Source organism: Planococcus shenhongbingii, from assembly GCF_030413635.1.
GTDB classification, from domain to species: domain Bacteria; phylum Bacillota; class Bacilli; order Bacillales_A; family Planococcaceae; genus Planococcus; species Planococcus shenhongbingii.
Window position 1 is genome coordinate 1,496,425 of the sequence record NZ_CP129235.1, and the last position, 25,163, is coordinate 1,521,587.

Sequence of the window (25,163 nt, forward strand, 5' to 3'; positions counted from 1 at the left end):
GAGGTGTCTCGCTTGATCGCTGAACGCGCAATGAGAACACTCGAATTTTATAAAATCCGCGATGAAGTGGCACGATATTGCACATCATCTCTGGGGAAATCCAAAATCGATGGATTATTGCCATCGACTGATATAAATGAAGTGAACCGTCTGCTCGAAGAAATGGACGAAGGTGCTGGGGTGCTGCGGGTCAAAGGGAATGTGCCGATGGGCGGCATTTTTGATATCCGCATGCATGCCAAACGTGCGCAGATTGGCGGCAGTTTAAGCCCGATGGAATTGATGGAAGTTTCGTCGACCATCCGCGCGAGCCGCATCCTTCGCCAATTTTTCGAGAGCATCCGGGAAGAAGGGGCTATCCAAATCCCTCATTTCCTGGAGAAAAAAGAATCAATGCCGATCTTGACGTCGCTCGAGCATGATATCAATATGTGCATCGACGCCAATGGCGGCGTACTGGATAGTGCAAGTTCAACTCTGCGGTCCATTCGCCAGCAATTGCGCTCCCAGGAAAGCCGGGTGCGTGAACGCTTAGAGAGCCTGGTGCGCGGCAAGAATGCTTCGAAAATGCTGTCGGATTCCATCGTCACGATTCGGAATGACCGGTTTGTTATACCGGTCAAGCAGGAATACCGCAGCCATTACGGCGGCATTGTGCATGACCAGTCATCATCCGGGCAGACTTTATTTATTGAACCGGATGCAGTAGTCCAAGCCAATAATGAAGTGCGCCGGTTGAAAATGAAAGAAAAAGAAGAGATTGACCGCATTCTGCAAATGCTTTCCGCACAAGTGCAGGAAGTGGCGCACGAACTTTTTGAGTTGGTTGAAGTGCTTGGAGAAATCGACTTGATTTTCGCGAAAGCGAAATACGGAACAGCCAATAAATGCTCCAAACCGGAAATGAATACCGAAGGCTATATCAATTTACGGAAAGCCCGCCATCCCTTAATTCCTGTTGATGAAGTGGTGGCGAACGATATTGAATTCGGCCGTGACATAACAGCGATTGTCATCACTGGACCGAATACGGGCGGGAAAACGGTGACCTTGAAAACGGTCGGCTTGTTTACGTTGATGGCGCAGGCAGGTTTGCCGATTCCGGCGCTTGACGGCTCGGAACTGGCGGTTTTTGACCAAATATTCGCCGATATCGGAGACGAGCAGTCAATCGAGCAAAGCTTGAGTACATTTTCTTCGCATATGGTCAACATCGTCGATATCTTAACGAAATTTGATGAAAATTCTTTGGTCATTTTTGACGAACTGGGTGCCGGGACAGATCCGCAAGAAGGAGCGGCGCTTGCCATTTCGCTGCTAGATGAAGTCCATGGACGCGGCGCAAGGGTCATGGCGACCACCCATTACCCGGAACTGAAAGCCTATGGCTATAACCGGCCGGGCGTTGCAAACGCAAGCGTTGAGTTTGACGTGGAAACGCTCAGTCCGACGTATCGCTTATTGATCGGCGTTCCGGGACGAAGCAATGCTTTTGAAATTTCCAAACGCCTTGGTTTGCCGGATCACATTATCAAGCACGCGCAGAGCTTTACCGGTACGGACCGACGTGAAGTCGATTCGATGATCGAGTCTCTCGAGAAGAGCCGCAGAGAATCTGAACGTGATGCGGAACTGTCAAAAGAATTTTTGGAAGAAGCGGACCGCTTGAAAAAAGATTTGGCAGATCAATTAAAGCAATACGAAAATCAAAAAGAAAAATTAGAAGAAAAGGCCAAAGAAAAAGCACGCAGAATAGTAGAACAAGCAACAAGAGAAGCAGAAGGCGTTATGTCGGAGCTGCGTAAAATGCAGATGAACCAAGCGTCGAGCATCAAAGAACATCAATTGATTGATGCCAAAAAGCGTTTGGAAGCTGCCATGCCGGAAAACCGTGTGTTAAAGAAAGCTGCAAAAGCAAATCAGACAAGAGAACTGAAAGTGAACGACGAAGTAAAAGTCATTTCATTCGGTCAAAAAGGGACGCTTGTTGAAAAAGTATCCGATAAAGAGTGGACTGTGCAAATCGGTATTTTGAAAATGAAGCTGCCTGAGTCGGATCTGCAATATACAAAACCCGAAAAACAAAAAGAAACAAGAACCATGGCGACGCTGAAAAACCGTGACAGCCATGTTAAACTGGAACTTGATCTCCGCGGGGAACGCTATGAAGATGCGATTGTCCGTGTTGAAAAATACATTGATGATGCGTTACTATCAAATTATCATCAAGTATCGATCATTCATGGGAAAGGCACAGGTGCGCTGCGCCAAGGCGTCCAGCAATACTTAAAAAAGCATCCAAGGGTAAAAAGCTACCGTTTCGGCGAAGCGGGAGAAGGCGGCTCCGGAGTTACAGTAGCTGAACTAAAGTGATTTTGCAAAGGGAGATTGAAGCATGTCAGAGACTGGATTTTGGACTCATCCGCTGGTAGAAACAGCTGGATACTTCAGCGTTGTCGTTTTATGTTTGATTGTTTCCATGGTGATTTTTGAAATTGTCACCAAGTATAAAAATTGGGAAGAAATCAAGAAAGGGAATTTGGCGGTAGCGATGGCAACAGGCGGTAAGATTTTTGGGATTACAAATATTTTCCGTTTTTCGATTGAAGAGCACAATTCATTGCCTCAAATGATTGGCTGGGGCTTATACGGGTTTACGCTGCTGATCTTTGCCTATATTCTGTTTGAATTTCTGACACCGAAATTTAATGTGGACGAAGAAATTGAAAAAGACAACCGTTCTGTCGGCTTTATTTCATTGACCATTTCAGTCGGCCTGTCTTACGTCATTGGCGCGAGTATTTAATAGGAGTTGTGAACAATGGAAAACCTGATAAAAATTCTGTTTGTTTTTTGCGTATTATTCATCATTGTAGGGATTGTTTTTCTGTTCATGATTTAGAAGAGAACGGCCAGTATATGACTGTGCCGTTCTTTTTTGTTACAGAAAATCGAAAGAAATTGCTGCAGGCGGGATATCCAATGCAGCAGGCTGATTCGCTATTGAAAGCGTTCTCAATTACAGTTATAATAAAAATAGGAATATTCGCACTATTCTATAGCCCTAAAGGAGGAAAAAAGAATGACTGAAAAGCCGTGGCTCGCTCATTATCCGCCCGAAATTCCTCATACCTTAACTTATCCAAATATGCCGGTGCAAGAGTATTTAACCCAGGCATACGAAAAATTCCCTGACAAAGTGGCCATCCATTTTCTTGGGAAAGACGTTTCCTACCGGGAACTTTACGATTTATCAAAACGGTTTGCAAATTATTTGCAGACGCTCGGCATACGAAAAGGCGACCGCGTAGCCATTATGCTGCCGAACTGCCCGCAAGCGGTTATCAGCTTTTATGGCGTCCTGTATGCCGGCGGCGTAGTCGTCATGACCAACCCTTTGTATACAGAAAGAGAAATTGCTTATCAAATGAATGATTCGGGCGCCCGTGTAATAGTGTCGCTGGATATTTTATTCCCACGGATTTCCAAAACGATCAAAGACACAAAACTGGAAAACGTCATCATCACCGGAATCAAAGATTATTTGCCGTTCCCAAAAAATATCGTTTATCCGCTGGTGCAAAAAAAGCAGACAGGCATGTCGGTAAAAGTTGAACACCGCGGCATCAACCATCTATTTTCAGAAGTGATGAAAATTGCTTCGACCGAAGTGGCCAGAACCCCATTTGATTTTGATGAAGATCTGGCGCTGCTGCAGTATACCGGCGGTACCACCGGTTCCCCTAAAGGCGTTATGCTGACGCATAAAAACATCATTTCCAATGCGACCATGTGCGACAACTGGTTGTACAAGAGCAAAAAAGGTGAAGAAACGATGATGGGAATCATTCCCTTATTCCATGTTTACGGTTTGACCACCGTGCTGATTCTTTCGGTCATGCAAGGCAACCGCATGGTGCTGCTGCCTAAATTTGATCCAGAAACTGCGCTGAAAACCATCAGTAAGCAAAAACCGACTTTATTCCCTGGAGCTCCGACACTTTATATCGGCTTGATGAATCATCCGGACATCGCGAAATACGATTTGTCATCGATTGAAGCTTGCTTGAGCGGCTCTGCGCCGCTGCCGGCGGATGTTCAGGAAAAATTCGAGAAAATCACCGGCGGAAAATTGGTGGAAGGCTATGGATTGACTGAAACTTCTCCAGTTACGCACTCTAACTTGCTATGGGGTGAACGCAAAAAAGGCTCAATCGGTTTGCCGTATCCCGATACCGACTGCAAGATTTTCCTTCCAGGCACAATAGAACCTGTTCCTAACGGCCAAATCGGCGAAATTGCCATCAAAGGTCCACAAGTGATGAAAGGTTATTGGAACCGCCCGGACGATACCGCTGCTACGATTGTAGACGGCTGGCTGTTGACAGGAGACTTGGGCTATATGGATGATGAAGGGTATTTCTTCGTCGTTGACCGGAAGAAAGACATGATCATTGCCGGTGGCTTTAACATATACCCGCGTGAAATCGAAGAAATTCTGTATGAGCATGAAGCTGTCCAAGAATGTGTCGTAGCGGGTGTGCCGGATCCGTACCGCGGCGAAACGGTCAAAGCTTATATTGTCCAAAAAGACGGCTATAATATTTCAGAAGAACAATTTGATGCATATTGCCGCAAGCATTTGGCGTCGTTCAAAGTACCGCGTGTATATGAATTCCGCAAAGAGCTTCCGAAGACTGCGGTTGGAAAAATTTTGCGCCGTTCATTGGTTAATGAAGAAATTGCCAAACAAAACGAAGCGGTGCCTTCTTAAGAAAAGAGCATCCTTTTCAAACTCTTTCTATATAAAGAATAAAGAAGGGCCAGCAGATCCCGATGCTACCCGTAAAAGCTTGACACAATAATGGATTAACTATAATATGAAAATATGAATGAACAGCCATTCATATTTTCATATTTTTTTGGGTGGTGATGAGTTGGTTAAGAAGGACAAACCGAAATATAAGCAAATCGTTGATGCAGCAGTAATCGTAATAGCGGAAAACGGCTACCATCAAGCGCAAGTTTCAAAAATCGCCAAGCAAGCCGGCGTTGCGGACGGTACGATTTATTTATACTTCAAAAACAAAGAGGATATTCTGATTTCAGTTTTTCAGGAAAAAATGGGTGTATTCGTTGAAAAGCTGGAACAGATCCTGATCAGGGAAATTTCGGCGTCAGAAAAACTGCGATTGATGATTGAAAGCCATTTTGGCCTGTTAGCAAGCGATTTGCATCTTGCCATCGTGACGCAGCTGGAACTTAGGCAGTCGAATCATGACATCCGATTGAAAATAAATGGCGTGTTGAGAGAGTATCTATTGCTGCTGGATAAAATTTTGGTCAAAGGCATGGAAGATGGAGAATTTGATAAAGAGATGGATATCAGACTAGCCAGACAAATGGTTTTTGGTACAATGGATGAGACGATTACCACTTGGGTAATGAACGATCATAAATATGATTTAGTCGACTTGGCGCCGAAAGTTCATCGATTGCTGATGAAAGGGATGCGCGCATAAGAAAGGGGCTCATCGAATGGAATTTATCAGTTGGAAAAACGAAGACGGTGTGGCGGTTGCTACTATTAATCGTCCACCGGCAAACGCTTTATCGCGTTCACTTATTCTCGAAGTGGACCAGCTCCTTGATGAAGTGGAAAATGACGACGAAGTCCGGGTTGTCTTACTGCACGGAGAAGGCCGGTTCTTTTCCGCTGGAGCAGACATCAAGGAATTTACTGAAGTTTCTTCAGGTCAAGAATTTTCGCAATTATCAGCGAGCGGGCAAAAAGTTTTTGAACGCGTAGAAACATTCCACAAGCCAGTCATTGCAGCGATTCACGGAGCGGCGCTCGGTGGAGGGCTGGAACTGGCGATGGGTTGCCATATGCGATTTGTCTCTGAAAATGCTAAACTGGGATTGCCGGAACTTCAACTGGGACTAATTCCCGGGTTTGCAGGCACACAGCGTTTGCCAAGATTCGTTGGGGTGGCAAAAGCGGCTGAAATGCTGTTGACAAGTGAACCGATTTCAGGCAAAGAAGCTGCACAGCTGGGGCTAGCTAACCGGGCGTATCCAGAAGAAGACTTATTTTCGGAAACGCTTTCAATTGCGAAGAAGATTGCGAAAAAGAGCCCGGTGTCGGTGAAAGCGGCGATCCAGATGCTGCAATATGCGAAACATGCTTCATTCTATGAAGGAGTTAACGCAGAAGCCGAATCATTTGGCACAGTTTTCGTTTCTGAAGACGCAAAAGAAGGCATCCAGGCATTCCTGGAAAAACGAGAAGCACAATTTAAAGGGAAATAATACTTGGGAGGTTTACGTTCATGAACATTTATGTATTGGTAAAACGCACGTTTGACACAGAAGAAAAAATCGTCGTTTCAGGTGGGAAAATCCAGGAAGACGGTGCGGAATTCATCATCAATCCATACGATGAGTATGCAATTGAAGAAGCAATTACTGTCCGTGATGAACACGGTGGAGAAGTAACCGTAATCACGATGGGCGGAGAAGAAGCTGAAAAGCAGCTGCGCACAGCTTTGGCTATGGGCGCTGATAAAGCGGTTTTGATCAATACCGAAGATGATGTTGAAGAATTGGACCAGTTTACATCTGCGTACATACTGGCTGAATATTTAAAAGACAAAAACCCGGATTTAATTTTAGCAGGAAACGTTGCAATCGACGGCGGATCTGGACAAGTCGGCCCTCGTGTTGCTGATCTTTTAGGCATCAACTACGTGACGACCATCACAGATCTGAAAATTGATGGTTCTACAGTAACGATTGTCCGTGACATCGAAGGGGATGCGGAAGAACTTGAAACTTCATTGCCATTGCTTGTAACAGCACAGCAAGGCTTGAACGAGCCTCGTTATCCATCACTTCCAGGCATCATGAAAGCGAAGAAAAAGCCGCTTGAAGAAGTTGAACTGGATGACTTGGATATCGAAGAAGATGACGTAGAAGCGAAGACAGAAACAATTGAAGTATACTTGCCGCCGAAAAAAGCTGCAGGACGCGTCCTGGAAGGCGACCTTTCTACGCAAGTATCTGAATTGGTCGGCCTGCTGCGCAACGAAGCGAAAGTTATTTAAACGAAGAAAAGCGGAAGCGCCTGTCCAGCTCTGAAAGGCGTAAGACGATTTGGCGAAGCGGCATGTTTTCAGCCGCACAGCCAAAGTGGCTTATGACCCGAAGAGCTAGACGCAGCAGCTAGACAACGAGAAAAGCGGAAATGGCCGTCAAGGTCCGACGGGCATAAGACGGATCGGCGAAGTGGCGATCTGTGCCACACAGCCGGAACGGCTTATGACCCGAGGACCTGGCCATTGCAGCTAGACAAGAAAAGCGAAAGCGCCTGGTTCAGAAGGCCGCTGAAATTTAACCTATATACATTCGTTCCAATGATTTTTCACATCTACTTAGGGGGTAAACGGATTATGGCGAAAAAAGTATTAGTATTGGCAGAGACGCGTGAAGGCGCTTTGCGAAATGTTTCATTTGAAGCAATTGCCGCTGCGAAAAAAGTTTCGGGCGGAGGAGAAGTGGTGGCAGTATTGCTTGGCGATGCTGTCAGCGATTTCGGACAGGAATTGATCAATTATGGAGCTGACCGTGTCATTACGGTGGAGCATCCGCATTTGAAGCATTATACATCTGATGGATACGGCCAGGCGTTCATGGCAGTCATCGAACAGGAAAGCCCGGAAGCTTTAATATTCGGCCACACAGCAGTCGGAAAAGATCTTTCTCCGAAAATCGCTTCTAAACTGCAAGCCGGTTTGATTTCAGATGTTACGGATATCGAAGGGGAAGGCGATGACGCTGTATTTGTCCGCCCGATCTTCTCAGGTAAGGCATTTGAAAAAGTGAAAAACAAAGAAGGAATTCTATTCTTCACTGTTCGCCCGAACAATATTGCACCTCTTCCACGGGAAGAACGTTCTGGAGAAGTAAGCGCCCTTTCAGTAGACATTACAAACTTGCGCACCATCATTAAAAATGTAGTCCGCAAATCTGCTGAAGGCGTCGACCTTTCAGAAGCGAAAGTGATCGTTGCAGGGGGACGTGGAGTAAAGAGTGCGGATGGCTTTGCGCCATTGCAGGAATTAGCGAATCTTTTAGGCGGCGCAGTCGGCGCTTCCCGCGGAGCGTGTGACGCTGATTATTGCGATTACTCGCTTCAAATCGGCCAAACCGGGAAAGTGGTCACACCGGATCTTTATATCGCTGCCGGTATTTCTGGTGCGATCCAGCATTTAGCAGGAATGTCCAACTCGAAAGTAATTGTTGCGATCAACAAAGATCCTGAAGCGAATATTTTCAAAGTGGCAGACTACGGCATCGTGGGCGACTTATTCGAAGTTATCCCAATGCTGACAGAAGAATTTAAAAAAGTAATGTAATCAAAAAGCGGCCCTAAACACTCGGGCCGCTTTTCGTTTGATTTCCTATATTTAGGGTAAAGTAAAGTTAGGCAAATAAATAGCTAGTGAAAATAGTGCATGCTATAATCAATTCAGAGTTTGGTTATACTACTAAGGAGGAATTATTCATGGCAATAGTACACGGTACAGATCAGAACTTTTCACAAGAAATCTCAGAAGGTTTAGTATTAGTAGATTTTTGGGCTACTTGGTGCGGACCTTGTAAAATGATCGCTCCAGTTCTAGAAGAGTTAGACGCTGAAATGAGCGATAAAGTAAAAATCGTAAAAGTAGATGTTGACGAAAACCAAGAAACAGCCGGCAAATACGGCATTATGTCAATTCCGACTCTATTGTTGATGAAAGATGGAGAAACAGTTGACAAAGTGGTTGGTTTCAGACCAAAAGAAGCTTTAGCAGAATTGGTTAACCAACACGCATAATTCTAAACCGGGTCCAGTAATGGTGCCCGGTTTTTTAATAGGGTGAGATTATGGCAAATGAATTAATTCAACATAAATTAGCGATACTTCCAGACCAGCCTGGCTGTTATTTGATGAAAGACCGTCAAAACACGATCATCTATGTCGGCAAAGCGAAAGTGCTGAAAAACCGCGTGCGATCATATTTTACGGGAAGCCATGACGCCAAAACACAGCGGCTGGTAGGTGAAATAGAGGATTTTGAATATATCGTAACAAGTTCGGAAAAAGAAGCGCTGATTCTGGAGCTGAACTTGATCAAAAAGCATGATCCAAAATACAATATCATGCTGAAAGATGATAAGACCTATCCATATTTGAAAATTACAGGCGAGCGCCATCCAAAGCTTATCATCACACGGCAAGTGAAGCGGGATAAAGGCAAGTATTTCGGTCCTTATCCCAATGCTTACGCGGCAAGTGAAACGAAGAAATTGCTCGATCGTCTGTATCCGCTCCGGAAATGCCATACCATGCCTGACCGTGCCTGCCTGTATTACCATATGGGGCAGTGTTTGGCACCGTGCATCAAACCGGTCGAACAGGAAACGTATCAAAATATGATCGAAGGCATCACGAAATTCCTGAACGGCGGTTTCCGTGAAGTGAAAGAGCAGCTGGTTGAAAAGATGTCGGAAGCCGCTGAGAATTTGGAATTTGAGCGGGCCAAGGAATACCGGGATCAGATTATCCATATTGAAACGGTCATGGAAAAGCAGAAAATGGCCATGAACGATTTTACCAACCGCGACATTTTTGCCTATGCCATCGACAAGGGCTGGATGTGCGTGCAGGTGTTTTTCGTGCGCCAAGGCAAGCTCATTGAGCGCGATGTCTCACTGTTTCCGTTATACCGCGACCCCCAGGAAGAATTTATGACGTATCTCGGCCAGTTTTACGAGCAGTCACACCATATGAAGCCAAACGAAATCCTGGTTCCGGAAGGCATAGATGCGGATTTGGTCAGGGAATGGCTCGACCTCCGCGTGCTGGTGCCTCAGCGCGGCAAGAAAAAGGATTTGCTGGATCTGGCGAAGAAAAATGCGGAGATTGCCATAAAAGAAAAATTTCAGCTGCTTGAGCGCCAGGAAGAACGGACGGTTGGCGCCTGCATTGAATTGGGAGAAGCGATGAATATTGAAACGCCGCTCCGCATCGAAGCGTTTGACAACTCGCATATCCAGGGAGCTGACGCAGTTTCTGCAATGATCACATTTATCGACGGCAAACCGTCGAAAAAAGATTATCGCAAGTATAAAACCCGCAATGCCTCGAAACCGGATGATTACGCTGCTATGCGGGAAGTAATCCGGCGCCGCTATTCACGTGTTTTGAAAGATGGGCTTCCACTCCCGGACTTGATCGTCATTGATGGAGGAAAAGGGCAGATGGAGTCGGCGCGCGAGATTTTGGAAGACGAACTTGGCTTATCGATTCCGATTGCCGGCCTGGCTAAAGACGCAAAGCACCAGACTTCTCAGCTTCTATACGGGGATCCAATCGAAGTTGTGCCGTTAAAACGCACAAGTGAAGCGTTTTATCTGCTGCAGCGCATCCAGGATGAAGTGCACCGATTTGTCATCACATTCCATCGTCAGCTGCGCGGGAAAAATTCCATCCAGTCCGCGCTCGATGACTTGGAAGGCGTAGGGCCAAAACGCAAGAAGCAATTGTTAAAGCATTTCGGTTCTGTCAAAAAGATAAAAGAAGCGACGATAGAAGAATTGCGCCAGGCGGGCATGCCCGAGAATCTGGCCAAATCCATTCAGCAGCATTTTGCTCAGCAGGCATTGCCAAGTGAGCAATAACGTGCTATCGTAAAAACATAATTGAATCACTTGGAAAAGTGATGATAGAGGCGCGAACGTCAATAGTAGCCATTCGGAGATTTGCAGAATCTGTGAAGAGTGGGGAAAGGGGCGGTCGCCGAAGTGTAGAGGGTTTTTGCAAACCCATATGCTGGTCCGGCATTTAAGAAGTGCCGGGCTGTCAGAGTAAATCTCTGGAGGGCTATCTCACATGGACGTTTTTCGTATTCGTACATGATAAAAGAGGTAGCTTGCCGTAGAACCGGTGAGCTGCCTTTTTTTATTGCCTGGCACCCAGTGCCCGACATGTTGAGAGCCACATCTTAAAATGTGGGAGTGGATGAAATGAAGACGATCGTAATGAAGTTTGGCGGGACGTCCGTTGCAACACCCGAAAAAATCATCGAAGTGGCCAAGCGGGCAATCCTTGAAAAAGAAAAAGGCTATCGTGTAGTAATCGTCGTATCGGCGATGGGCAAAACGACAGATACACTGCTCAAACTGGCAGGGGAAATTTCTGTCGAACCGCCGAAACGGGAAATGGATATGCTGTTGGCGACGGGAGAGCAAGTAACAATTTCTCTGCTTGCCATGGCTTTTAAATCATTAGGGCATGAAGCTTTATCGTTCACCGGATGGCAAGCGGGCATTGAAACGGAATCCGTTCCACGCAACGCCCGCATCGAAACCGTCCGTACAGAGCGTTTGGAACGGGTTCTGGAAAATGGCTATTTCTGCGTGGTTGCCGGGTTCCAGGGCGTTGATAAGATTGGCAATATCACGACACTTGGCCGCGGCGGCTCGGATACGACTGCAGTGGCATTGGCAGCTGCGTTAGGGGCCGATAAATGTGAGATCTACACCGATGTCGATGGTGTTTATACATCGGATCCGCGTCATGTCACAGGAGCCCGCAAACTCGAGCAGATTTCATATGATGAAATGCTGGAACTTGCCAATCTCGGTGCAGGCGTCCTGCATCCTCGTGCTGTCGAATTTGCGAAAAACAATAAAGTCCCGTTGTCGGTCAGAGCAAGTTATTCGGATGAACCGGGCACAATCATACAAGAGGTGATCACTGTGGAGAAAAACTTAATAGTCAGAGGCGTAGCGTTTGAACCTGGAATTGCCCGGGTGACCGTCTCGTATGAAAAACCATTCAACGGTTCATTGGCGAATATATTTACGAAACTGGCGGAAAACCATATCGATGTTGACATCATTGTCCAAAGCATCACGGATGAATTCCCGCCGTCTGTCTCATTTTCCATTAAACAAGACAGCCTGGAAGAAACAAAGCGGGTATTGAATGAATTCCAGTCAGACATTAAATTTTCAAGTGCTAATTTTGAAGTCGGTTTATCGAAAGTGTCAATTGTCGGATCCGGCATGGTCTCCAATCCCGGGGTAGCTGCACAAATGTTCGATATTCTTCGCTTGCAGGAAATTCCAGTGAAGATGGTCAGCACTTCAGAGATTAAAATTTCTGTCGTAGTGCCGGAAGTGGATATGAAAAAATCAGCGATCGCTTTGCATGACGCATTCGGTTTATCCTGATAAAAAGAAGTGAGCACTTCACTAGGCGATGGAAAAAACATGCAGATTTAAGGCTGATAAACAGGAAGCTGCTTTCTTTTAAGTAGATATGTCAGGAAAATGACAATTCGGCAAATGTTTATAAAGGTAAAATGAAATTATTATTCAAATATAAGAACAATAAAACCCACTGCGCTTTTGCGGAGTGGGTTTTAAAATTCATGCTTTTTCATGGAGGTCGGTTTTTAAGGTAATGCGGACTTGATTTCTTTTATACTGAGTTTCGACATAGGCTTCGGTTAAATAACCGTCGATTGCTTGTTTTTGCTGAGCCCGGAATCCAGCTTCTAATTTAAAGCAGCGCTGCTCGACTCAGAAGTAGATAATGGTGCACCATCAAGCATTTCCATGCTTTTTTTGAGCATCAGTCAGCCGTAATTAGCTTGTCGAAAAAAGTGTTGCGCTTCTTCAAAGGAATGGACGGAAATTTTCCGGGTCAGTAAAGAATATCTTCTTCATGTTTGCCTAAAGTTTCTGGAAATATATGGTCTCGAATAATTTCATAGCCAAAGTCCCGGGGGATTTCAGGTTGGTTCAAAGTCATCCTAATTCTACTTTCAATATAATAAATTGCTATTAAAATTCATACGGAAATGCATCGCGTTACCTTGACGCTCCCATTTTCGGAGAGTACAATAAATATGTCATATTATTGTATCATGATGCAAGTGGCAGTCAATGGAAGCTTTCGTGCAAAAGTTCGAATGTCTTTTTTTTTGCTGCGCAACAATGTTTGAGGGAGGTAAAATTTTGGAAAATCGAGAATTTTTAATGCGCAGGTTACATTCCTTGCTCGGTATCATTCCGATCGGTTTGTTCTTGACGCAGCACTTAATCGTCAACCATTTTGCAACACAGGGTGAATCGGCATTTAATAATGCATCTCACTTCATGGCGAATCTTCCATTCGTTATCTTCTTGGAGATTTTCGTTATTTATTTACCGTTGCTGTTTCATGCATTCTACGGTTTATACATAGCGTTTACTTCAAAGCATAATGTGGGCAAATATAGTTATTTGCGCAACACATTATTCACGGCACAACGCTATACTGGGGTTTTCCTAGTGATTTTCATCGCATGGCATGTGTTCGAAACCCGTTTCCAAGTAGCAATTGGCAATGCAGCAGATGCAGACTTCAATATGATGGCTAATATCCTGGACAACCCATTAATGTTAGCGTTTTATATTGTCGGAGTTTTAGCTGCGACTTTCCACTTGGCAAACGGCCTATGGTCTTTCCTTGTTACTTGGGGAATTACTCAATCGGAAAAAGCTCAAAGAGGTGCAACTTACTTCACACTTGTCGTGTTTGTTGTACTTTCAATCATTGGTATCAGAGCTTTGTTAGCGTTCGTCTAAGAACGTCTGGATTATTGGTGAACTAAAAGAGGAGTGAATACCGAAATGGCGAAAGGCAAACTTACTATTGTCGGGGGCGGCCTAGCTGGATTGATGGCAGCTGTTAAAGCAGCCGAAGCAGGCTCACCCGTTGATTTATTTTCTATCGTCCCAGTAAAAAGATCCCACTCGGTTTGTGCTCAAGGCGGGATAAATGGGGCTGTAAATACAAAAGGTGAAGGAGATTCACCAGATATTCACTTTGATGACACCGTTTATGGTGGAGACTTCCTGGCAAACCAACGCCCGGTCAAAGCAATGGCGGACGCAGCACCAGCAATCATCCGCTTATTTGACCGCATGGGTGTTATGTTTAACCGGACTCCGGAAGGATTGCTTGATTTCCGTCGCTTTGGCGGAACTATGCACCACAGAACGGCATTTGCCGGTGCCACAACTGGCCAGCAATTGCTTTACTCTCTAGATGAGCAAGTTCGACGCCACGAAGTGAGCGGTCTTGTAACGAAGTACGAAGGCTGGGAATTCCTTGGCCTGGTTCTGGATGACCAAGGCGTCAGCCGAGGCATCACTGCCCAGAACATGACGACTATGGAAATCAGAGCGTTCCGTGCAGACGCAGTTATTATGGCCACTGGCGGACCGGGGATCATCTTCGGCAAATCGACGAACTCCGTTATCAACACAGGATCTGCAGCTTCGATCGTTTATCAGCAAGGTGCATATTATGCGAACGGCGAATTTATTCAAATCCACCCGACAGCGATTCCGGGAGACGATAAACTTCGTCTAATGTCTGAATCTGCACGTGGGGAAGGCGGACGTATCTGGACTTATAAAGACGGCAAGCCTTGGTACTTCCTGGAAGAAAAATACCCGGCATATGGTAACTTGGTGCCTCGGGATATCGCGACTCGCGAAATCTTCGATGTCTGTGTTAACCAGAAACTTGGAATCAACGGCGAAAACATGGTCTATTTGGATCTTTCGCACAAAGATCCGAAAGAACTGGACATAAAATTGGGCGGCATCATTGAGATCTATGAGAAATTCACAGGTGATGACCCACGCAAAGTACCGATGAAAATCTTCCCGGCTGTCCACTATTCAATGGGCGGATTATGGGTTGACGACCATCAATTCACAAGCATCCCAGGCGTGCTTGCTGCCGGTGAATGTGATTATTCACAGCACGGCGCGAACCGCTTAGGCGCGAACTCACTGCTGTCTGCCGTTTATGGCGGTATGGTTGCGGGTCCAAATGCGATTGAATATATTCAAGGGCTGGAAGTTCTTGCAGAAGACCTTCCTTCAGATATCTTTGACCGGGCGGTTGCTGAAGAGCAGCGCAAATGGGAAGAGATCCTGGCCTTGGATGGTACAGAAAACGCCTATATTCTACACAAAGAGCTTGGCGAATGGATGACTGACAACGTAACAGTGGTTCGCTACAACGATAGATTGAAAGCAACGGATGAAAAAATCCAGGAGCTGCTTGAACGTTTCAACCACATCAACATTACGGATACACAGCTTTGGAGCAACCAAGGCGCAATGTTCACACGTCAGTTGAAAAATATGCTACATTTAGCACGAGTAATCACCATTGGGGCGTTGCTTCGCAACGAAAGCCGTGGAGCGCATTACAAACCTGATTTCCCAGAGCGCAACGATGAGGAATTCTTGAAAACAACAATGGCGAAATTCAACGGATACGATGAGCCGATCTTCCATTATGAAGAGGTTGATACATCCTTGATCGTGCCGCGTAAACGCGATTACTCAGCGAAACATTAAGAAGGGAGCTAATTTACCATGGGTGAAGCAGCAAAAACGGTTATATTTGAAATCGAACGCAGAAACTCTACGAACGAAGAGTCGTATTGGGAAAAGTTCGAATTGCCATATCGCATGAACATGAATGTCATTTCGGCATTGATGGAGATCCGTCGTAACCCGGTGAACATGGAAGGGAAAAAAACCTCTCCAGTAACATGGGACATGAACTGCCTCGAAGAAGTTTGCGGCGCTTGTTCAATGGTTATCAACGGCAAAGCGCGCCAGTCTTGTACGGCGCTCGTTGATCAACTGGAACAGCCAATCCGCCTTCAGCCGATGAAAACATTCCCTGTAGTCCGCGACTTGATCGTTGACCGCAGCCGCATGTTCGATTCACTGAAAAAAGTCAAAGCGTGGATTCCGATTGACGGAACCCACGATCTTGGTGAAGGACCACGTATGCCTGAACGCAAACGCCAGTGGGCTTACGAATTGTCTAAATGCATGACTTGCGGTGTATGCTTAGAAGCATGCCCGAACGTTAACGACAAATCCGATTTCATCGGACCAGCTCCACTTTCTCAAGTACGTCTTATGAATGCGCACCCAACAGGCGCCATGAACAAAGACGTCCGCTTAAACTCCATTATGGGTGAAGGCGGATTGGCGAGCTGCGGTAACTCTCAAAACTGTGTAGAATCTTGTCCAAAAGGAATTCCTTTGACAACATCAATCGCAGCTTTGAACCGCGACACGACAGTCCAAATGTTCCGCAACTTCTTCGGAAGCGACAGAATGGTAGACTAGTCTTGAAAAGCGGAAGCGTCCGTAAAGCCCCGACAAGCGCTGAAGGGCTTGTAGTGAATGGCGTCCTTTGCCATTCGCAGCAAGGCCGAAGCGACTCGAGGGGCTGGGCGCTGCAGCTAGACAAGAAAAGCGGAAGCGCCCGCTAAAGGCACTTCAACTTGATCACTATTTAAAACCCTGCTTCGGCAGGGTTTTTATTTGGTTTTAGCGTAAATGCTGAAAGCTAGAATTAAAATTCTTTGCTATACTGATAAAATAAATGTCTATCTGGAGGTTTGATTATGAAAGCCAACTACATCAAGGGTTTTGAAGAATGGAAAAAAGAGTTTAATTTTTCGGTGCCTGTTCAAGTCCGTTTTTCAGAAACCGACATGTTCGGCCATGTCAATAACACGGTACCAATCATTTATTTTGAGTTTGCACGGATTGAATACATGAAAGAAATCGGTTTGATGCAAAGATGGCTGGAAGGCGGCAGTGAATTATTTCCGGTGGTTGCTGACATTCAAGTTGATTATACGCAGCAGGTGTATTTTGATGAAAAGTTGGATGTCCATGTGAAAGTGGATTCGATCGGTAATTCTTCTATCGACGTCCATTACTGGATTACCAATGAAAAAGGCGAAACTTGCTTTACGGGCAGAGGGGCGATGGTTCAGATTTCGAAAAAAACCGGGAAAGGCCACCACTGGACCGAGCAGGAAAAACAATTGTTCACAAAAAACCATTTAATTTCTGCAAAAAATTAAGTGAGTTCTTGCCATATTAATAAAAAACCGTCACTATAGATAGAGTAGATTTGTAGCCAAGGAGTGGTGATTTCAATGAATGATAACAGCAAACACAATCTCCATGATTCGGAACGCATCGCGTTTATGGAAAAGGAACTTCGGTATATTTCCGGCATCATTAAGCAAAAGGGCCGGGAAATCTTAAATGCTTATACAATTACACCACCTCAGTTTATCGCCTTGCAATGGCTTTTTGAACATGGGGATATGACAATTGGTGACCTTTCCAATAAAATGTACTTAGCTTTTAGCACCACCACAGACCTGGTTGACCGAATGGAAAAAAACGAATTGGTTGTACGAATCCGTGAAGAACAGGACCGAAGAGTGGTCCGCATCAAGTTATTAAAAGAAGGCGAACGCATTATTGAAGAAGTGATCGAGAAACGACAGGACTATCTGAAAAGTGTTCTCGCCGATTTCAACGAAGAAGAAGTTCAGCAATTATCCTTGTTGCTTGAGAAACTTCACAACAACATGAAATAGAATTGAGGCGATGAATGTGAATGCGCCAATTGGAGTAATCGATTCAGGGGTAGGCGGACTGACAGTTGCAAAAGAGATCATGAAGCTACTGCCGAATGAACAAATTTTTTACATAGGAGACAACGCCAGATGCCCGTATGGCCCCAGGTCTCTTCAAGAAGTCAAAAAGTACACGTGGCAGATGGCACAAGCCTTGATGAAGAAAAAAATAAAAATGCTGGTGATCGCCTGTAACACCGCGACTGCTGCAGCGTTGAATTCTCTTCAAAAAAAACTGCCCATTCCGGTGATCGGCGTTATCTTTCCCGGGGCCCGCGCAGCTGTAAAAACGTCTTCATCCAAGGATATCGCTGTTCTTGGAACGCTCGGCACCGTGCAAAGCGGAGCCTACGAAAAAGCGATCAAATCGCTGGTGTCTTCCGCCCATGTCGTCCAGCTTGCTTGTCCGCGGTTTGTCCCATTAGTGGAAAGTGACGAGTACGAAGGGGGATTTGCACGGAGAATGGTTCAAGAAACGCTTTCTCAGCTTGAAGGAGAGACTTTTGATACAGCTATTCTTGGCTGTACCCATTATCCTTTGCTGCAGGGGTTTATTGAAGAAGTGCTGGGTGATGGAGTTCAGGTGCTTTCTTCTGCTAAAGAAACAGCGAAAGACGTGGAGCGGCATTTGCGGTTCAAGAAGCAGTTCGCTGGCCGTACAAAGCTGCCAGTGCATCATTTTTATACATCGGGATCTATTCCAATTTTCAAAACGATTATCGAGAAATGGCTGGACATCGAAGAACCTGTTATCCATTCCATTCGATTTCCGAAAACCTGATGGCTGACGCTGTCAGGTTTTTGGCTGTGGAAGCGCAAATATGATACGCTAGACGAGCAGATACAAGGAGGAAATATACAATGACACGAATAGATGAAAGAAAAACGGACGAACTTCGTCCGGTGCACATGGAAGTCGATTACTTGATCCATCCGGAAGGTTCGGTTTTAATCACGGTGGGACAGACAAAAGTAATTTGTACAGCGACAATCGAAGAAAAGGTGCCGCCATTTTTAAGAGGACAAGGCAAAGGGTGGGTGACGGCTGAATATTCGATGCTGCCAAGAGCGACAAACAGCCGTAACCGCCGTGAATCTTCACAAGGCAAAGTAGGCGGACGGACAATGGAAATCCAGCGTTTGATCGGCCGTGCGCTGCGCGCAGTTGTCGACCTTGATAAGCTGGGAGAACGCACTTTATGGATCGATTGCGACGTCATCCAAGCCGACGGCGGCACACGGACGGCTTCGATCACTGGAGCATTCGTCGCCATGGTCATGGCTATCGGGAAATTGGAATTGGCTGCATTTCCGGTCACGGATTTTTTGGCAGCGACAAGTGTTGGCATAGACGCTGAAAACGGACCGATTCTGGATTTGAACTATGTGGAAGATTCTTCTGCGGAAGTGGATATGAACTTGGTGATGACTGGGGCAGGCCATTTCGTGGAATTGCAGGGCACAGGCGAAGAAGCGACGTTTACACGCGCTCAGCTCAATGAAATGATGGATCTTGGTGAATCGGGCATCCGCCAATTGATTTCGATGCAAAAAGAGGCGCTGGGCGAAGTTGCCAACCGCGTCGGTGAAGAGGTGAATTCAAACTTATGAAAAAAGTGATTATTGCTACTCAGAACTTAGGGAAAGCGAGAGATTTCGAAGCCTTGCTGCGTCCTTTTGGATATGAAGTACTGACGTTGAAAGACGTCGCACAAGACATGGACGTTGAAGAAACGGGCACCACCTTTGAAGAAAACGCCATATTGAAGGCTGAAGCTGTAGCAGAGGCGCTGCAGATTCCTGTTATTGCAGATGATTCTGGGCTTGAAATAGATGCCTTAAACGGCGAGCCAGGCGTCTATTCCGCGCGCTATGCCGGCGGAGAAAAAAGCGACGATGCCAATATCGACAAAGTGCTCGAGAAAATGGCCGGCGTTCCGGAAAACGAACGCACTGCCCGTTTCCGCTGCGTCTTAGCAGTCGCTGCACCAAACCGGAAAACCGAAACTTTCTCAGGTTCATGTGAAGGGGAGATCTTGACCGAGCGCCGCGGCGAAAACGGCTTCGGCTATGATCCGATTTTTTGGGTACCGAGCGAAGGGCGTGCGATGGCGGAATTCAAGCCGGAAGAAAAGGCAGCCATTTCACATCGAGGCAATGCTCTCCAAAAATTGAAACTGGCTATGCCGGAATGGTTACTATAGTCTGAATAACATTCTTTCAATTATTTTTTCAAAATAGCATTGACTTTTCTTCAAATCATTTCTATAATTAAAATTGTCTTTCAGTTAAGAAAGCATGTCCCAGTAGCTCAGCTGGATAGAGCAACGCCCTTCTAAGGCGTCGGTCGGGAGTTCGAATCTCTCCTGGGACGTTATAGAAATGTACATAGAACTTAATCAGTTCAACGGGTTGATGATAACGGGTATTTCTAAAGGTGTTCTAACCTTTTATAAATATCTCCGAATAATCATCACCAGTAAATCAACTTCCCAAATCATATTTGGGAGGTTTTTTTATGTCTTAAAGAAGCGGTGTATTCGATGTATCAATCAAAACAGCAACAATAAAAACAGAAGCACCAGTTAAAAAAGGTATGTCGGTTGAAAAAAGTTTGTCTATCATTCACGAGCAAATGAGATTGAATGGATATCGTGAACGCACTTTAAAAGATTATAATGTGATTTTTAGAAAATTTGTTGAAACAACTGGTGTGGAATATTTAGAGGAAATAACTGTTAATACCATCTACACATGGTTAAACAACATGAATGTTTCACAGTCTACTAAAAGTACCCGTTTAAAGTGCCTAAAAGCCGTTTTAAGCAAGTTTTATAACAATGGCTGGCTCCCTGACTCGATTTTGATCAACAGTCCAAATAAAGCTCGACAAGAAGGTTAAGAAAGGTGCTAAACAAAATGATTTAAACATATTGTTGTCATTGCTGGACACATCTACATTTATTGGCCTACGAGATGCGCTTGCTATACTGACGTTATTTAAAACTGGTATACGGATTAAAACGCTGGGTGACTTGAAAGAAAACAACGTTGACTTTCAAAATAAAGTTCTAAATTTAGAAGGTTCCATCATGAAAAATCATAATTATTTAAAGTTGCCATTAGACGACCAGTTAATCGAATTGTATAAAGTTCTGATTGAGCAAAACAACAAGATACGTACATATTACAAGCAGGAAAATGACTTTTTGTTTATCACAATGAAAGGCAAGTCCATTAACGGCAAGTCTACCAACAATGCCATTTCAAAGCAGCTACACAAATACGCTCGACGATACGATTTACCAAATATAAATGCTCATGCAATTAGAAGGACGTATGCAAAGAATTTATACGAAAGAGGAGCAAATGTTGCTTTAATTAGCAAAGCTTTGGGGCATTCAGATTTGGCTGTAACCACACAATATTTAGATCTTGAAGTAAATGAAGTGGCACAACATTTGAGAGAGTTTCTCTGAAAGTAAAAATGAAGGAATTAGCAACGAGAAAATCAAACTAGAAAAATTAAATTTAAACAATGATGTGGGCTACATATGTAGCTCTTTTTTTGTGCTTATATCTTAGGGTATTTGGTATAATGTTACAAAAAGAAGAAGTAGGGATGATTTTTGAAATTTGATTGGAAGTTTATAATTATTACATTAATTGTTGCATTAATACTTGTACCGGTTTCATTTAATTATTTATTTATGTGGGAAAGTGGTTGGTCTAAAGGTGCGGAAAGTGATTGGTTCACTCTATATGGAAATGTTTTCGGAGGATTAACAGGTGGTTTCTTTACGTACTTAGCAGTATTACTAACATTACGACATGACAAACAATCTAAAGAAAAAGAAACTGCTCCGCAATTAGATATTTTGCATAAAAATATTAGTTTCAAACTAAACTCTATTGACCATGAATTAAACAAAATTGGAATTGAATTAACAAACATTGGTGGTTCTTTAGCAAAAAATATTGAATGTACATTATTTCTTCCTGAGATTGATAAAACAATAGAATTACTTTCAGAAATAGTAAAAATAAATAACTATGCTGTCGAAAATGACGAGATGGTTATGCATCCTGATAATTATGGGAATATTTTAAGTTTCCAAAAGGTAGGATTTGGAATTGAATATAATGATAGATGGAGGTTAGAAGAAACAGACAAGAATACAAAAGAGTATATAGATGAAAAATACATATCTAAGGAGTATTATCCGAAATTTATCGGACATTGTATGCCGCTCAAGTTTGATTCAACAGCTAAAGTTGAATACGTCATGGATGTTTCTATAACAAGTTGGATTCAGACTATATTAAATAATTTAGGTAGTGTACTTGATAATAAGAATGACGAATTGTTCAAATTTCATTTAAAAGTTGAATATACTACTACTGAATCTATATTAATTACTAATCTTTTTGAGCTAAATTGGGATTTCGTTACAATAGATATAGATGAATCAAGAAGCGAAGCAACATTCAAATATATATTAAGAAGTAAATTATTGGAGGCTATATAAATGGAATTCACTTTATTAGACAATGGCCAAGATTCACTGAAAAAAGCAAAATACAACATTGAGAAATACGAGGAGCTTGTAAGAGAACATAGTTATCCTTATTTAAAAGATTCAATTATTTTTTTAAATCATGGAATCGAAATGTTACTGAAATATATATTGACAAATAGAAATGAATTTTTAATATTTTCAGATGTTGAATTATATTTAGCAGCTAAAAAAGCATTGAAAGAATTACCGAAATCTAAAGGTGAATTTGGATTTCGCCTAGAAAAAGAAAAAACGATTTTTGATGTTCCAAAGAAGAAACTTAATGGTAAAAATCTTTTTACGATTACTTTATTAGAGGCATTAGATAGAGTGGAATATGTTTGTGACGTTGATATTAAACCAGAAGTTAAAAGTTCAATTAATCTAATTAATAAATATAGAAATAGTCTTACTCATCATTCAATTAATTTAACAGATGAAGAAGAAGATCATCTTATTTCAGTTTTAAAAACACTCTTCAATAATGTAATCAATTTTTTTGAAGAGCATATTCCTGGTAGAATGGCAACTATACATGCTGAAAAGTTCGAAATAACTAATGAAGAATGGATAGAAATGCAAGAGGCTATCGAGGAAAGTTATGATGAATTTTTAAGAGATCAACAAGAATGGGAAAGAAATAGGTTTTAAGTTGAGCTACTTATGTTCAAAAACGTACACCTTAATGGACAGTCATAATCATCGTTTAGAAACGTCCATTTACAGGTGATAATTAATCTTTTTGGACGTTCAAAAATTTCTTGTTCTTCTTGAACGCTTCTCTTACGATATGACTATCATATTAAAGAGGGAGCGGATAATGATGGGTATAAACTTTGGTTATGTACGTGTGTCATCTAAGGAACAAAATCTAGACCGACAACTGGAAGCGTTGAAACAGTATGTTACTGACGATAAATACATATACAGTGATAAGGTGAGCGGTAAGGATATGGAACGTGAAGGCTTTCAGAACATGCTCAAGGCAATACGGAGCGGAGATACACTGTTCATTAAATCAATTGACCGATTAGGACGTAATAAAGAGTTGATTAAGAAGCACCTCGAGTGGTTTAAAGCGGAAGGCATACGAGTGAAGATTATTGATCTGCCTACAACAATGCAAGATGTTCCTGAAGGCCAAGACTGGGTGATTGATATGATTAATAACATTATCATTGAAGTATATACCTCGATGGCTGAGCAGGAGCGGAATAATATAAAGCAGCGTCAAGCAGAAGGAATTGCAGTTGCAAAAGCAAAAGGCAAACATCTTGGTCGACCATCTCTTCAATTGCCTGAAGGTTGGGGTAAGTTATATACGGAGTGGAAAGCGGGGAAGGTAACTGCCGTTGCTTTTATGAATGAAATGGGTATGAAGAAAGGAACTTTTTATAATAAAGTAAAAGAATATGAAGCGAATTGAATATTAATATTCAAAAAAGAGGAGTTCCGATATGGAATCTCCTTTTTATTATGTAATTCAGTTAACTAGCCCCCAGCCCCTAGGTGTTTTCTAAAACACCGTAGGAGAAAGGACCAGGTGAAGGACTGCTTACACCAGAGGTACCTAATGGGATTTCCTGGACAAAATCCATTTAATTATTTAATCCATAATACACAGTTCCAAACAGAGGGGTTTTAGGAAATCTGTATTTAATATTAAAATCTTTTAAATCAGAGAGATGCGCTTCTTGATGATAACGAAGAAGTAATTCGATCTCGATAAGTCTCAACGCTTCATCTGCAGAACTACATTGATTGGCAAAATTATCAATGAACCAAATACCAGCAGCAAAATTAAACCAGTGTTCACTAGTATAATTTAGAGGAGTGTATACGCACTCGATTCTTATATAGCCATTTGCTTCATCACGATTATATTGAAAGTTTCCATTTTCCATTCTATTTTCAATCGCTTCATATAATTCAATGAAATGAGTAGTATCATTTTCATCATTGCTGCGCTGGATGTAATGAATTAATTCTTTTTTACGAAAAGTAGCGTCTCGATCTTCTTCAGATAATCCTTTACATTCTTCAATTTCTCTTTTGATTTTTAAAATCTTTTCTCCTATTGTCATTTTAGTTTTCCTCCATTTTTTTTAATGTTTTTCGGATACCACAGGTCGTGTAAATACTCAAACTCGTGAGTTTCTAAAATCTTATCTCTATAGTTCCACTCAGTTTGTTTAAATTTGATTGACTTTCTTCTTTTCTTTTTGACTTTGGCGTCAAATGTGACCACATCACCCATTTTAGAATTGTAATGAAAGCTGTTGCCACGGTAGTAATAAATAATTCCAGTGGTCGTGCATTTCAAAAACGTTTCATAGTAATATCCTGTTTTGTGATGGGAGAAAACAATTTCAGCAGTAAAGTTTTCATATTGTTTGCTCATACTGTTTCTCCTTTTTCTGATGGAGGGTAATCTACGCCAATGAATAACGATTTGTCCCAATTGTTTTTCCACAAATCCCAAAGGCGAGTCAATGAGTTGATACTTCTCCAACGTTTATATCCTTTTTCTAACCGATATTCATTGATTAATCGGAAGCAATCTGCCTTTGATCCACGGCTGTAAATTTGATAGCGTTGAACAAATTTGTCCATGTTATACATTTCAACTTCTTTTGCAGGTGAATGAGCCGAATTGATTAATTCGTTTTCCGTCAAATCGGACATTCTTTTAATTTCCTCGTTGGTCACGACTTCTCTTTCTTCCGCAAGCATCTCGTATCTTTCACATAAATTGAGCATTGCGTCTTCGTCAAATTCCGAATTAGCGAAGTAGTCAATTAACATGTGGTTGTCCTTGACAGTTACATTTTTGGGCGCTTTGGTGTAGACATCTTCCAACCAAAATGCTTCTTGATACGTTGCTCCGATTTTTACTGCTTCATTGATAAATTCTACTTTTTTCATTTTTATTTCCTCCTGAGTGTGTTGTTGTTGTTGTTGATTACACTCCTATTATATTGAGGTCTGAAAATTTGTAAGGTAGCCCATGAAATTTTAT

27 protein-coding genes, 1 tRNA gene and 1 riboswitch are annotated in these 25,163 nt (G+C 43.1%); of the genes, 25 read left to right on the top strand and 3 right to left on the bottom strand.

The window, feature by feature from the left end; genetic code table 11:
- The first annotated feature begins 12 nt into the window (after positions 1-12).
- The 25 genes from QWY16_RS07435 (at position 13) to QWY16_RS07555 (ending at position 23,570) form a co-directional block, all read left to right on the top strand.
- Positions 13-2,373 carry an endonuclease MutS2 gene (locus QWY16_RS07435; protein WP_300992329.1) on the top strand — a complete coding sequence of 787 codons (2,361 nt, stop codon included), beginning with the start codon at positions 13-15 and terminating at the stop codon, positions 2,371-2,373.
- 22 nt (positions 2,374-2,395) lie between these two features.
- On the top strand, positions 2,396-2,806 hold the full coding sequence (locus tag QWY16_RS07440; RefSeq protein WP_300992331.1) for a DUF350 domain-containing protein: 411 nt from the start codon (positions 2,396-2,398) through the stop codon (positions 2,804-2,806).
- Between the two features lie 8 nt (positions 2,807-2,814).
- On the top strand, positions 2,815-3,090 hold the full coding sequence (locus QWY16_RS07445) for a hypothetical protein (protein ID WP_300992333.1): 276 nt from the start codon (positions 2,815-2,817) through the stop codon (positions 3,088-3,090).
- Positions 3,083-4,774 carry an AMP-binding protein gene (locus QWY16_RS07450; protein WP_300992334.1) on the top strand — a complete coding sequence of 564 codons (1,692 nt, stop codon included), beginning with the start codon at positions 3,083-3,085 and terminating at the stop codon, positions 4,772-4,774. The genes QWY16_RS07445 and QWY16_RS07450 overlap by 8 nt, the downstream gene beginning before the upstream one ends.
- A 118-nt stretch (positions 4,775-4,892) precedes the next feature.
- Positions 4,893-5,522 (top strand): fatty acid metabolism transcriptional regulator FadR, encoded by a 630-nt coding sequence (gene fadR, locus QWY16_RS07455; protein ID WP_300992335.1) that lies wholly within the window; start codon positions 4,893-4,895, stop codon positions 5,520-5,522.
- 16 nt (positions 5,523-5,538) lie between these two features.
- On the top strand, positions 5,539-6,312 hold the full coding sequence (locus QWY16_RS07460; RefSeq protein WP_300992336.1) for an enoyl-CoA hydratase: 774 nt from the start codon (positions 5,539-5,541) through the stop codon (positions 6,310-6,312).
- A gap of 20 nt (positions 6,313-6,332) precedes the next feature.
- Complete coding sequence (locus QWY16_RS07465) at positions 6,333-7,106, top strand: electron transfer flavoprotein subunit beta/FixA family protein (RefSeq protein WP_300992337.1); 774 nt, start codon at positions 6,333-6,335, stop codon at positions 7,104-7,106.
- Positions 7,107-7,451: 345 nt separating this feature from the next.
- The gene (locus QWY16_RS07470) at positions 7,452-8,417 is read left to right on the top strand and encodes an electron transfer flavoprotein subunit alpha/FixB family protein (protein ID WP_300992338.1); all 966 of its coding nucleotides are present in this window, start codon (positions 7,452-7,454) and stop codon (positions 8,415-8,417) included.
- 149 nt (positions 8,418-8,566) lie between these two features.
- Positions 8,567-8,881: a thioredoxin gene (gene trxA, locus QWY16_RS07475; protein ID WP_036806063.1), complete on the top strand. Its 315-nt coding sequence runs from the start codon at positions 8,567-8,569 to the stop codon at positions 8,879-8,881.
- 50 nt (positions 8,882-8,931) lie between these two features.
- Positions 8,932-10,728, top strand: coding sequence for an excinuclease ABC subunit UvrC (gene uvrC / locus QWY16_RS07480; RefSeq protein WP_300992339.1), 1,797 nt, complete (start codon positions 8,932-8,934; stop codon positions 10,726-10,728).
- Positions 10,729-10,765: 37 nt separating this feature from the next.
- Positions 10,766-10,941, top strand: a riboswitch (Lysine riboswitch).
- Between the two features lie 132 nt (positions 10,942-11,073).
- A complete protein-coding gene (locus QWY16_RS07485; RefSeq protein ID WP_300992340.1) occupies positions 11,074-12,285 on the top strand; it encodes an aspartate kinase in 1,212 nt (403 codons plus the stop codon).
- Between the two features lie 786 nt (positions 12,286-13,071).
- Positions 13,072-13,686, top strand: coding sequence for a succinate dehydrogenase cytochrome b558 subunit (locus QWY16_RS07490; protein ID WP_300993336.1), 615 nt, complete (start codon positions 13,072-13,074; stop codon positions 13,684-13,686).
- 45 nt (positions 13,687-13,731) lie between these two features.
- Positions 13,732-15,480, top strand: coding sequence for a succinate dehydrogenase flavoprotein subunit (sdhA, locus tag QWY16_RS07495; protein WP_300992341.1), 1,749 nt, complete (start codon positions 13,732-13,734; stop codon positions 15,478-15,480).
- A gap of 18 nt (positions 15,481-15,498) precedes the next feature.
- Positions 15,499-16,269, top strand: coding sequence for a succinate dehydrogenase iron-sulfur subunit (gene sdhB, locus QWY16_RS07500; protein ID WP_300992342.1), 771 nt, complete (start codon positions 15,499-15,501; stop codon positions 16,267-16,269).
- Positions 16,270-16,271: 2 nt separating this feature from the next.
- Positions 16,272-16,415 (top strand): hypothetical protein, encoded by a 144-nt coding sequence (locus QWY16_RS07505; protein ID WP_300992343.1) that lies wholly within the window; start codon positions 16,272-16,274, stop codon positions 16,413-16,415.
- Between the two features lie 135 nt (positions 16,416-16,550).
- Positions 16,551-17,018, top strand: a complete 468-nt coding sequence (locus QWY16_RS07510) for an acyl-CoA thioesterase (RefSeq protein ID WP_300992344.1) — start codon at positions 16,551-16,553, stop codon at positions 17,016-17,018.
- A gap of 75 nt (positions 17,019-17,093) precedes the next feature.
- Positions 17,094-17,546, top strand: a complete 453-nt coding sequence (locus QWY16_RS07515; protein WP_300992345.1) for a MarR family winged helix-turn-helix transcriptional regulator — start codon at positions 17,094-17,096, stop codon at positions 17,544-17,546.
- Between the two features lie 16 nt (positions 17,547-17,562).
- The gene (racE, locus tag QWY16_RS07520) at positions 17,563-18,366 is read left to right on the top strand and encodes a glutamate racemase (RefSeq protein WP_300992346.1); all 804 of its coding nucleotides are present in this window, start codon (positions 17,563-17,565) and stop codon (positions 18,364-18,366) included.
- 80 nt (positions 18,367-18,446) lie between these two features.
- Positions 18,447-19,196 carry a ribonuclease PH gene (gene rph / locus QWY16_RS07525; protein WP_300992347.1) on the top strand — a complete coding sequence of 250 codons (750 nt, stop codon included), beginning with the start codon at positions 18,447-18,449 and terminating at the stop codon, positions 19,194-19,196.
- The gene (locus QWY16_RS07530; RefSeq protein WP_300992348.1) at positions 19,193-19,789 is read left to right on the top strand and encodes an XTP/dITP diphosphatase; all 597 of its coding nucleotides are present in this window, start codon (positions 19,193-19,195) and stop codon (positions 19,787-19,789) included. Before rph ends, QWY16_RS07530 begins: the two co-directional genes overlap by 4 nt.
- A 96-nt stretch (positions 19,790-19,885) precedes the next feature.
- A tRNA-Arg gene (locus tag QWY16_RS07535) sits at positions 19,886-19,959 on the top strand.
- 568 nt (positions 19,960-20,527) lie between these two features.
- Positions 20,528-21,064 (top strand): tyrosine-type recombinase/integrase, encoded by a 537-nt coding sequence (locus QWY16_RS19365; protein WP_367281340.1) that lies wholly within the window; start codon positions 20,528-20,530, stop codon positions 21,062-21,064.
- A gap of 150 nt (positions 21,065-21,214) precedes the next feature.
- Complete coding sequence (locus QWY16_RS07545) at positions 21,215-22,114, top strand: hypothetical protein (protein WP_300992349.1); 900 nt, start codon at positions 21,215-21,217, stop codon at positions 22,112-22,114.
- Positions 22,115-22,795 (top strand): hypothetical protein, encoded by a 681-nt coding sequence (locus QWY16_RS07550; RefSeq protein ID WP_300992350.1) that lies wholly within the window; start codon positions 22,115-22,117, stop codon positions 22,793-22,795.
- Between the two features lie 172 nt (positions 22,796-22,967).
- On the top strand, positions 22,968-23,570 hold the full coding sequence (locus QWY16_RS07555) for a recombinase family protein (protein WP_300993338.1): 603 nt from the start codon (positions 22,968-22,970) through the stop codon (positions 23,568-23,570).
- 172 nt (positions 23,571-23,742) lie between these two features.
- On the opposite strand, the gene QWY16_RS07560 is transcribed toward QWY16_RS07555, so the two are convergent.
- Genes QWY16_RS07560 through QWY16_RS07570 form a run of 3 tightly spaced genes read right to left on the bottom strand, consistent with a single transcriptional unit; the run spans position 23,743 to position 25,069 of the window.
- Entirely contained in the window at positions 23,743-24,228 is a 486-nt protein-coding gene (locus QWY16_RS07560) for a hypothetical protein (RefSeq protein ID WP_300992351.1), read from the bottom strand.
- On the bottom strand, positions 24,225-24,545 hold the full coding sequence (locus QWY16_RS07565; protein ID WP_300992352.1) for a hypothetical protein: 321 nt from the start codon (positions 24,543-24,545) through the stop codon (positions 24,225-24,227). The genes QWY16_RS07560 and QWY16_RS07565 overlap by 4 nt, the downstream gene beginning before the upstream one ends.
- Positions 24,542-25,069 carry a hypothetical protein gene (locus QWY16_RS07570; protein ID WP_300992353.1) on the bottom strand — a complete coding sequence of 176 codons (528 nt, stop codon included), beginning with the start codon at positions 25,067-25,069 and terminating at the stop codon, positions 24,542-24,544. The genes QWY16_RS07565 and QWY16_RS07570 overlap by 4 nt, the downstream gene beginning before the upstream one ends.
- Between the last annotated feature and the right edge of the window lie 94 nt (positions 25,070-25,163).

What these genes read in the sequence shown, in the direction of transcription:
- QWY16_RS07515 (WP_300992345.1), top strand. Translation starts at nt 17,094, where the DNA reads ATGAATGATAACAGCAAACACAATCTCCATGATTCGGAACGCATCGCG.
- QWY16_RS07530 (WP_300992348.1), top strand. Translation starts at nt 19,193, where the DNA reads ATGAAAAAAGTGATTATTGCTACTCAGAACTTAGGGAAAGCGAGAGAT.
- rph (WP_300992347.1), top strand. Translation starts at nt 18,447, where the DNA reads ATGACACGAATAGATGAAAGAAAAACGGACGAACTTCGTCCGGTGCAC.
- QWY16_RS07560 (WP_300992351.1), bottom strand. Translation starts at nt 24,228, where the DNA reads ATGACAATAGGAGAAAAGATTTTAAAAATCAAAAGAGAAATTGAAGAA.
- QWY16_RS07460 (WP_300992336.1), top strand. Translation starts at nt 5,539, where the DNA reads ATGGAATTTATCAGTTGGAAAAACGAAGACGGTGTGGCGGTTGCTACT.
- QWY16_RS07550 (WP_300992350.1), top strand. Translation starts at nt 22,115, where the DNA reads ATGGAATTCACTTTATTAGACAATGGCCAAGATTCACTGAAAAAAGCA.
- QWY16_RS07570 (WP_300992353.1), bottom strand. Translation starts at nt 25,069, where the DNA reads ATGAAAAAAGTAGAATTTATCAATGAAGCAGTAAAAATCGGAGCAACG.
- QWY16_RS07485 (WP_300992340.1), top strand. Translation starts at nt 11,074, where the DNA reads ATGAAGACGATCGTAATGAAGTTTGGCGGGACGTCCGTTGCAACACCC.
- sdhB (WP_300992342.1), top strand. Translation starts at nt 15,499, where the DNA reads ATGGGTGAAGCAGCAAAAACGGTTATATTTGAAATCGAACGCAGAAAC.
- uvrC (WP_300992339.1), top strand. Translation starts at nt 8,932, where the DNA reads ATGGCAAATGAATTAATTCAACATAAATTAGCGATACTTCCAGACCAG.
- QWY16_RS07440 (WP_300992331.1), top strand. Translation starts at nt 2,396, where the DNA reads ATGTCAGAGACTGGATTTTGGACTCATCCGCTGGTAGAAACAGCTGGA.
- QWY16_RS07465 (WP_300992337.1), top strand. Translation starts at nt 6,333, where the DNA reads ATGAACATTTATGTATTGGTAAAACGCACGTTTGACACAGAAGAAAAA.
- QWY16_RS07555 (WP_300993338.1), top strand. Translation starts at nt 22,968, where the DNA reads ATGGGTATAAACTTTGGTTATGTACGTGTGTCATCTAAGGAACAAAAT.
- trxA (WP_036806063.1), top strand. Translation starts at nt 8,567, where the DNA reads ATGGCAATAGTACACGGTACAGATCAGAACTTTTCACAAGAAATCTCA.
- QWY16_RS07450 (WP_300992334.1), top strand. Translation starts at nt 3,083, where the DNA reads ATGACTGAAAAGCCGTGGCTCGCTCATTATCCGCCCGAAATTCCTCAT.
- fadR (WP_300992335.1), top strand. Translation starts at nt 4,893, where the DNA reads ATGAACAGCCATTCATATTTTCATATTTTTTTGGGTGGTGATGAGTTG.
- QWY16_RS07470 (WP_300992338.1), top strand. Translation starts at nt 7,452, where the DNA reads ATGGCGAAAAAAGTATTAGTATTGGCAGAGACGCGTGAAGGCGCTTTG.
- QWY16_RS07510 (WP_300992344.1), top strand. Translation starts at nt 16,551, where the DNA reads ATGAAAGCCAACTACATCAAGGGTTTTGAAGAATGGAAAAAAGAGTTT.
- sdhA (WP_300992341.1), top strand. Translation starts at nt 13,732, where the DNA reads ATGGCGAAAGGCAAACTTACTATTGTCGGGGGCGGCCTAGCTGGATTG.
- QWY16_RS07565 (WP_300992352.1), bottom strand. Translation starts at nt 24,545, where the DNA reads ATGAGCAAACAATATGAAAACTTTACTGCTGAAATTGTTTTCTCCCAT.